The sequence below is a fragment of the Kitasatospora sp. NPDC004289 genome (assembly GCF_053602875.1).
Window position 1 is genome coordinate 60,762 of the sequence record NZ_JBSGEL010000044.1, and the last position, 8,484, is coordinate 69,245.

Annotated in this window: 5 protein-coding genes; 4 read left to right on the forward strand and 1 reads right to left on the reverse strand. The window is 72.0% G+C overall.

Features of this window, described 5'->3' with window-relative positions:
- Positions 1–43: 43 nt before the first annotated feature.
- The gene (locus tag ACWEPF_RS26565; RefSeq protein WP_345290045.1) at positions 44–718 is read right to left on the reverse strand and encodes a rhomboid-like protein; all 675 of its coding nucleotides are present in this window, start codon (positions 716–718) and stop codon (positions 44–46) included.
- 530 nt (positions 719–1,248) lie between these two features.
- Here ACWEPF_RS26565 and ACWEPF_RS26570 point away from each other — a divergent pair.
- The 4 genes from ACWEPF_RS26570 to ACWEPF_RS26585 form a co-directional block, all read left to right on the forward strand.
- Complete coding sequence (locus tag ACWEPF_RS26570; RefSeq protein ID WP_345290044.1) at positions 1,249–1,983, forward strand: response regulator transcription factor; 735 nt, start codon at positions 1,249–1,251, stop codon at positions 1,981–1,983.
- An 83-nt stretch (positions 1,984–2,066) separates the two neighbouring features.
- Positions 2,067–3,281, forward strand: coding sequence for a sensor histidine kinase (locus ACWEPF_RS26575; RefSeq protein WP_452174489.1), 1,215 nt, complete (start codon positions 2,067–2,069; stop codon positions 3,279–3,281).
- A gap of 223 nt (positions 3,282–3,504) precedes the next feature.
- The gene (locus ACWEPF_RS26580; protein WP_345290042.1) at positions 3,505–7,239 is read left to right on the forward strand and encodes a multifunctional oxoglutarate decarboxylase/oxoglutarate dehydrogenase thiamine pyrophosphate-binding subunit/dihydrolipoyllysine-residue succinyltransferase subunit; all 3,735 of its coding nucleotides are present in this window, start codon (positions 3,505–3,507) and stop codon (positions 7,237–7,239) included.
- A gap of 133 nt (positions 7,240–7,372) precedes the next feature.
- A partial coding sequence (locus tag ACWEPF_RS26585) for a serine/threonine-protein kinase (protein WP_452174490.1) occupies positions 7,373–8,484 on the forward strand: 1,112 nt, incomplete at its 3' end.

Sequence of the window (8,484 nt, forward strand, 5' to 3'; positions counted from 1 at the left end):
TCGCATCCCCCCGGTGGCGCAGCCACGTCCGCCGGCCCCGGGCTCAGGCCTCCGAGGGCTCCAGCCGCCGCAGGGCGAGGTGCCCCGGGCCGGTGGTGCGGCGCAGCCAGGGCCAGAGGGCGACGCCCACGAGCAGGGCCGCCGGGTGGCCGACACCGGTCACGAGGTCGGCGTCGTCCAGGAGTTGATGACCGATCAGGGCGCCGGCCGCACCCAGCGCGCACAGACGCCCGGGGAGCGCGAGAAGACCGGCGAGCGCCCCGAGGGACGCCAACACGCCGTAGCTCACACCGATGTCCAGGCCGTCGAGCGCCGCGCCGTCCAACCGCCCGGCCGCGACGACCACCAGCACCACCGCCTGCGAGAGCAGCGTCGCGAGCACGTGCCCGGCCACGAAGACCGCCGCCGCCCGCCGACCGCCGACCCGCCGCTCCAGCGGCGCCACGGTGACGGCGAAGGCCCAGAAGTACGGCATCCAGACCGGCCCGGCCACCCACGTCCCGCTCAGCAGCAGGGAGCCGACGGGGTGGTCCAGCAGGTTGTGGGCGTCCGAGCTGGAGAACGCCTGCAGCCGGTCGACGACCGCCGGATCGCCGAAGCGGGCGAACAGCGTGGTGCCGAGCAGCAGCGCGAGGTACCCGAGCGCGAAGGGGTTGCGGCGGGGCGTGGGGAGCACGCTCCGCAGCCGGGCGCGCAGCCGGAGCCGGAGATCAGCCATTCCGCCCTCCGGTCCACTCGTGCCACCATGTGACTTGTCGTGCTCACGGTACTTCGCAGAACGCCCACGGTACTTCCCCGTACTGGGAGCCTCCTGTGAATCCGCTGTGAGCTCGGTTCGAACCCTGCCCGCCGTTGGTCCGGACCAGCCCTACGCCTACGGACCAGTAGCGAACCCGCCCAGGAGTCTGCCATCCCTTCAACGGCATACGCACCGTTACGGGCGATATTTTCGGCGGGTAAGGTATCGCCCCGTGCCGCATCCCGGGCCCGGGGCGAGGCCGGTCAACAGGCCGGTTGTGCCCGGTTCACCTGCCGGGATGCTCGCGGTGTACGTACGCTGCGACCAGAGCGGAACGGATGCGCGGACCACACCTGCGCACCCTTCCGGGAGCCCGTGACCTCGGCGGACGGTCCGGGTGCTTTTCGGGCCCCGGCACGGGCCCGCCGACGGAACACAAGACGACTACGAGCGGACCCCGCTGTCCCCACAGGCAGCCGGGCCGCAGCCCTGGGGGCGGTGGCGTGACCGTGACAGAGATTCAGCAGGAGACCAACAACAACAGCGCGGTGGGCACCCAGCGACGGGTGCTCGTCGTGGAGGACGAGCCCACCATCGCCGAGTCCATCGCGGCCCGGCTCGGGGCCGAGGGCTTCAAGGTGGCGGTGGCGCACGACGGCCCCGGCGCGGTGGACGGCTTCCACACCTGGCAGCCGGACCTGGTGGTGCTGGACGTGATGCTGCCCGGCTTCGACGGCCTGGAGGTCTGCCGGCGGATCCAGGCCCAGCGCCCGGTGCCGGTGCTGATGCTGACGGCCCGTGACGACGAGACCGACCTGCTGGTCGGCCTCGGGGTCGGTGCCGACGACTACATGACGAAGCCGTTCTCGATGCGCGAACTGGCCGCCCGGGTCAACGTGCTGCTGCGCCGGGTCGAGCGGGCCCAGCAGGCCGCCCGGACGCCCGCGCTGGGCAGCCTGCGCTTCGGGGACCTGGAGATCGACCACGTGCAGCGCCGGGTCCGGATCGGCACCGGTGACGTCCACCTGACGCCGACCGAGTTCGACCTGCTGGCCTGCCTGGCCGCCCAGCCGCGCGCGGTGCTCACCCGCGAGCAGCTGCTGGCCGAGGTCTGGGACTGGACCGACGCGTCCGGCACCCGCACCGTGGACAGCCACGTCAAGGCGCTGCGCCGGAAGATCGGCGCCAGCTGGATCCGCACCGTCCACGGCGTCGGGTACGCCCTGGAGGCACCGCTCTCCTGACCGGGAGGACGGCAAGGCCGGGACCGGGGGGTCCTGGCTCCGCCGCACCCGTACGGAGTCAGCGGGCAGGACGCGAGGGCGAGATGACCTTCCCACAACAGCGCAAGCGCGCGGCACAGCACCACGACGGCGACCACCGGGGCCTGGCCAGCCGGGCCGCCAGCCGGCTCTGGGACGACGTGCGTCCGCTGGACCCGGTCCGATCGATCAAGGGCAAGCTCACCCTGCTGGTGATCGTCTCGGTCTTCCTGGCCAGCCTGATGGTGGTGGTCGCGATCCGGTCCGAGACCCAGATCCGGATCATCATGATCTTCTCGATGATCGCCTCGCTGCTCTTCATGCAGTTCCTGGCGCACGGCCTCACCGCGCCGCTGCGCGACATGACCGCGGCCGCCAGGGCGATGGCCGAGGGCGACTACAGCATCCGGGTCGAGGTGAACTCGCGGGACGAGATCGGCGAGCTCGCCGAGACCTTCAACCGGATGGCCGGCGACCTGGAGGCGGCCGACCGCCACCGCAGGGAGCTGGTCGCGAACGTCTCGCACGAGCTGCGCACGCCGATCGCCGCCCTGCGCGCCGTGCTGGAGAACGTGGTGGACGGCGTGGTGAAGCCGGACCCCCGGACGCTGGGCGCCGCGCTGGAGCAGACCGAGCGGCTGGGCCGGCTGGTCACCCACCTGCTCGACCTCTCCAAACTGGACGACGGCGTGGTGCCGCTGGACACCCGCCCCTTCGAGGTCAGCCCCTTCCTGGACGGCGTGCTGCGCGGGGTGACCGTCGACGGCGCCACCGCGGCCGGCGCCCACGGGCGGCGCGACGACGTCCACCTGGCCCTGGACGTCAGCCCGGCGGGGCTGACCGCCTGGGCGGACCCGGAGCGGCTGCACCAGGTGGTGGCCAACCTGGTCGACAACGCCTGCAAGCACTCCCCCACCGGCGGGACGGTCACCGTCCGGGCCAGGGCCGGGGAGGAGTCCGGCGCACTGGTGCTGGAGGTCGAGGACCAGGGCCCCGGCATCCCGGCGCAGGACCGCGACCGGGTCTTCGAGCGCTTCGGCCGCAGCGGCACCGCCACCTCCCAGGGCCCGGGCTCCGACGGCGGCACCGGCCTGGGCCTGGCCATCGCCCGCTGGGCGGTGGACCTGCACGGCGGCCGGATCGGGGTCGCGGAGGCGGCCCGGGGCTGCCGCATCGTGGTCACCCTGCCGGGCGGCCCGGCGGCTACCGCCGAGTTGTCACAGAACTGGGACATTGCCGCGGCGGTCGGGACTGCGTCAGATCGGACCGCACCGCGCTGACCTGCGGTATTGTCCTGCTTGGAGGGGATTTCCACCCGTTCGGGAGGCGATCGCTTCCCCGGGGTTGGAACTTTCTAACGCACATTTTCGGCCAAATAACCGGTCGGCACTGTGATCTGGGTGACGCCTGGCCCAGGGGGACTGCGCGATCAGTGATCGTAGGCGTAGCCTTAATCCCCGCTGTCCACCATCCCAAAAGGAAGCGGAAGAGGGCGGTTTGCCCGTGTCGCCACACCCTGAAACCCCCGTCAGCTCGGCAAGCTCCACTGGCTTCGGCCCCAACGAGTGGCTCGTCGACGAGATCTACCAGCAGTACCTCCAGGATCCCAACTCGGTCGACCGAGCCTGGTGGGACTTTTTCGCCGACTACAAGCCCGGTACCGAGGTGACTCCAGTGACCCAGGCCGCGACCCAGGTCGGCCCCACGCCGACCGCCGTTGCCGCCCCTGCCCCTGCTGCCGTTCCGGCGACGCCCGCCCCCGCTGCACCGGCCGCGCCGGTCCAGCCGGCGCCCGCGCCGCTCGCCGCAGCACCCGCCGCGCCGCCCGCGCCGAAGGCCGCCGCCCCGGCCCCCGCGCCCGCCGCCGACGGGACCGGCCCCGAGCTGCTCGTGCTGCGTGGTCCGGCGAAGGCCGTCGCCACCAACATGGACGCCTCGCTGGAGGTGCCGACCGCGACCTCGGTCCGCGCCGTCCCGGCGAAGCTGTTGATCGACAACCGCATCGTCATCAACAACCACCTGCAGCGCGCCCGTGGCGGCAAGGTCTCCTTCACCCACCTGATCGGCTACGCCCTGGTCCAGGCCGTCAAGGCCAACCCGGGCATGAACTACAGCTACAAGGTGGAGGACGGCAAGTCCTACCTGGTGAAGCCCGAGCACGTGAACCTGGGCCTCGCCATCGACCTGGTCAAGCCGAACGGCGACCGCCAGCTGGTGGTCGCGGCCATCAAGAAGGCCGAGACCCTCGACTTCCTGGGCTTCTGGCAGGCCTACGAGGACATCGTCCGCCGGGCCCGCGCCAACAAGCTGACGATGGACGACTTCACCGGCGTCACCGTCTCGCTGACCAACCCCGGCGGCATCGGCACCGTGCACTCCGTGCCGCGCCTGATGCAGAACCAGGGCACCATCGTCGGCGTCGGCGCCATGGAGTACCCGGCCGAGTTCCAGGGCTCCGCCCCGGAGACGCTGGCCCGCCTCGGCGTCTCCAAGACCATGACGCTGACCTCCACCTACGACCACCGCGTCATCCAGGGCGCCGGTTCGGGTGAGTTCCTGCGGTCGATCCACCAGCTGCTGCTGGGCGGGAACGACTTCTACGACGAGGTCTTCGAGTCGCTGCGGATCCCGTACGAGCCGGTGCGCTGGGCGACCGACGTCGCCACCACCCACGACGACGAGGTCAACAAGACCGCGCGCGTCATCGAGCTGATCCACTCCTACCGGGTCCGCGGCCACCTGATGGCCGACACCGACCCGCTGGAGTACAAGCAGCGCAAGCACCCCGACCTGGACGTCACCAACCACGGCCTCACCCTGTGGGACCTGGAGCGCGAGTTCGCGGTCGGCGGCTTCGGCGGCCAGAAGATGATGAAGCTCCGCGACATCCTCGGCCTGCTGCGCAACACCTACTGCCGCACGGTCGGCATCGAGTACATGCACATCCAGGACCCGAAGCAGCGCAAGTGGCTGCAGGAGCGCCTGGAGAAGCCGTACACCAAGCCCGAGCGCGAGGAGCAGCTGCGCATCCTGCGCCGGCTGAACTCGGCCGAGGCCTTCGAGACCTTCCTGCAGACCAAGTACGTCGGGCAGAAGCGGTTCTCCCTGGAGGGCGGTGAGTCGCTGATCCCGCTGCTGGACGCGACCATCGACGCCGCCGCCGAGCACCGCCTCGACGAGGCCGTCATCGGCATGGCCCACCGCGGCCGCCTGAACGTGCTGGCCAACATCGTCGGCAAGCCGTACGGCAAGATCTTCGGCGAGTTCGAGGGCAACCTCGACCCGAAGTCGATGCACGGCTCCGGCGACGTCAAGTACCACCTGGGCTCCGAGGGCACCTTCACCGGCCTGGACGGGGAGACCATCAAGGTCTCGCTGGCCGCCAACCCCTCGCACCTGGAGGCCGTCGACCCGGTGGTCGAGGGCATCGTCCGCGCCAAGCAGGACGTGCTGGACCAGGGCGGCACCACCTTCCCGGTGCTGCCGATCCAGATCCACGGCGACGCGGCCTTCGCCGGCCAGGGCGTGGTCGCGGAGACCCTGAACATGTCGCAGCTGCGCGGCTACCGCACCGGTGGCACCATCCACCTGGTGGTCAACAACCAGGTCGGCTTCACCGCCGCCCCGGCCAGCAGCCGCTCGTCGATGTACTGCACCGACGTGGCCCGGATGATCGAGGCCCCGATCTTCCACGTGAACGGCGACGACCCGGAGGCCGTGGTCCGCGTCGCGCGGCTGGCCTTCGAGTTCCGCCAGGCGTTCCACAAGGACGTCGTCATCGACCTCATCTGCTACCGCCGCCGCGGTCACAACGAGGCCGACAACCCGTCGTTCACCCAGCCGCTGATGTACGACCTGATCGACAAGAAGCGCTCGGTGCGCAAGCTCTACACCGAGGGCCTGATCGGTCGCGGCGACATCACCATGGAAGAGGCGGAGCAGGCGCTCCAGGACTTCCAGGGCCAGCTGGAGAAGGTCTTCTCCGAGGTCCGGGACGCCGCCGGTGCCCAGTCGGGCGCCACCGCCGGCAAGCCGGTCGCCGACTTCCCGGTCAACATCCAGACCGGCATCTCCGAGGAGATGGTGAAGCGGATCGCCGCCTCGCAGGTCAACCTGCCGGAGTGGCTGACCGTCCACCCGCGGCTCTTCCCGCAGCTGCAGCGCCGCGCCGCCTCGGTCGAGGACAACACCATCGACTGGGCGATGGGCGAGACCCTCGCCATCGGCTCGCTGCTGATGGAGGGTCACCCCGTCCGCCTGGCCGGCCAGGACTCGCGCCGCGGCACCTTCGGCCAGCGCCACGCGGTGCTGATCGACCGGAACACCGGCGAGGACTACACCCCGCTGCTGTACCTGACGGAGGACCAGGCCCGCTACACCGTCTACGACTCGCTGCTCAGCGAGTACGCGGCGATGGGCTTCGAGTACGGCTACTCCCTCACCCGGCCGAACGCGCTGGTGATGTGGGAGGCGCAGTTCGGCGACTTCGTCAACGGCGCGCAGACCATGGTCGACGAGTACATCGCCTCGGCCGAGCAGAAGTGGGGCCAGCACTCCGGCGTCACCCTGCTGCTGCCGCACGGCTACGAGGGCCAGGGCCCGGACCACTCGTCCGCCCGCCCGGAGCGCTTCCTCCAGATGTGCGCGCAGGACAACATGACGGTCGCCATGCCGACCCTGCCGTCGAACTACTTCCACCTGCTCCGCTGGCAGGCGCACAACCCGCACCACAAGCCGCTCATCGTCTTCACCCCGAAGTCGATGCTGCGTCTGAAGGCTGCGGCGTCCGCCACCAGCGAGTTCCTCAGCGGTTCGTTCCGCCCGGTCATCGGTGACACCACCGTCGACCCGGCCAACGTCCGCAAGGTGGTCATCACGGCGGGCAAGTTCTACTACGACGTCGAGGCCGCCCGGGCCGAGCGCGGGATCACCGACACCGCCATCGTCCGGGTGGAGCGGCTCTACCCGCTCCCGGTCGCCGAGCTCCAGGAGGAGCTGGCCCGCTACGGCGAGAACGTCCAGTTCGTCTGGGCCCAGGAGGAGCCGGCCAACCAGGGTGCGTGGCCGTTCATCGCCATGAACCTGGTCGACCACCTCCAGGTCGTCATCGGCCGCTCCGCCAACGGCGCCCGCCTGCGCCGCGTCGCCCGCACCGCGTCCTCCGCCCCGGCGGTCGGCTCGGCCAAGCGGCACGCCGCCGAGCAGCAGGCGCTGCTGGAGGAGATCTTCACCCTCTGACGCCGCGTCGGTCCGTACCCGGGCCCCGTCCACCGCTCCGGCGGCGGGCGGGGCCCGCGGTCGTTCCCCTGCCGGGCCGAGCGGTGCTGCCGTATGTTCGTCCCACCGATGTCGGTGCGGGGGGAGCGAGGACATGACCACGGACCCGGTGTTCCGGCCGTTGGAGCCGGGGGACCCGTCGGAGGTGGGCGGGTACCGCCTGGCGGCCCGGCTGGGGGCCGGCGGCATGGGGCGGGTCTACCTGGGCTACACGCCGGGCGGGCGGCCGGTCGCGGTCAAGGTGGTGCGGCGGCGGCTGGCCGCCGATCCGGAGTTCCGCCGCCGGTTCCGGCACGAGGTGGCCAACGCCCGGCGGATCCACGGCCTGTACACCGCGCAGGTGGTGGACGCCGGGGAGGACGAGGAGCTGCCCTGGCTGGCGACCGCCTACGTGCCGGGGCCCTCGCTCCAGGAGGTGGTCCGGGAGCACGGCGCACTGCCGGCCCGGACGGCGCTGCTGCTGCTCGGCGGGATCGCCGAGGCGCTCCAGGCGATCCACCTGGTCGAGGTGGTGCACCGGGACCTCAAGCCGGCCAACGTGCTGATGGCGGTGGACGGCCCCCGGGTGATCGACTTCGGCATCGCCCGGGCCGCGCACGCCACCGTGCTGACCGACTCCGGCTCGACCATCGGCTCGCCGCCGTACATGGCCCCGGAGCAGATCCGGGGGCAGCCGGTCACCCCGGCCACCGACGTGTTCGCGCTCGGCGCGCTGCTGGCGTACGTCAGCGGCGGGGTGCTGCCGTTCGGGGACGGTCCGGACACCGCGGTGCTCTACCGGGTGGTGCACGAGCCGCCCGCACTGGCCGGAGTGCCGGACGCCCTGCGGGAGTTGGTGACCGCCTGCCTGGCCAAGCGGGCCGAGGACCGGCCCGGGGCGGCCGAGCTGGTCCGGGCCGCCCGCGAACACCCGCTGGTGGGCGGCGAGTTGCGCTTCACCGGGCACTGGCTGCCGGACCCGGTCACCCTGGCGCTCCGTCGGCGGGCCGAACTCCCGCTGCCCACCGGCCCGTCCGCTCCGGCCGGGCCGGGCACCGGGACGGCCTCGTGGCCACCGCCCGAACCGCACACCGGACCGCACACCGGACCGGTCGCCGGACCCGTGCCGACCGCGCCCGCCACCGCACCGGTGCCGGCCCCGCCGCGGCCCGTGCTGCCGCCGCCCGCCGTGCCGCCCCCGCCGCTCCTGCCGCCGCCCCCGGCCCG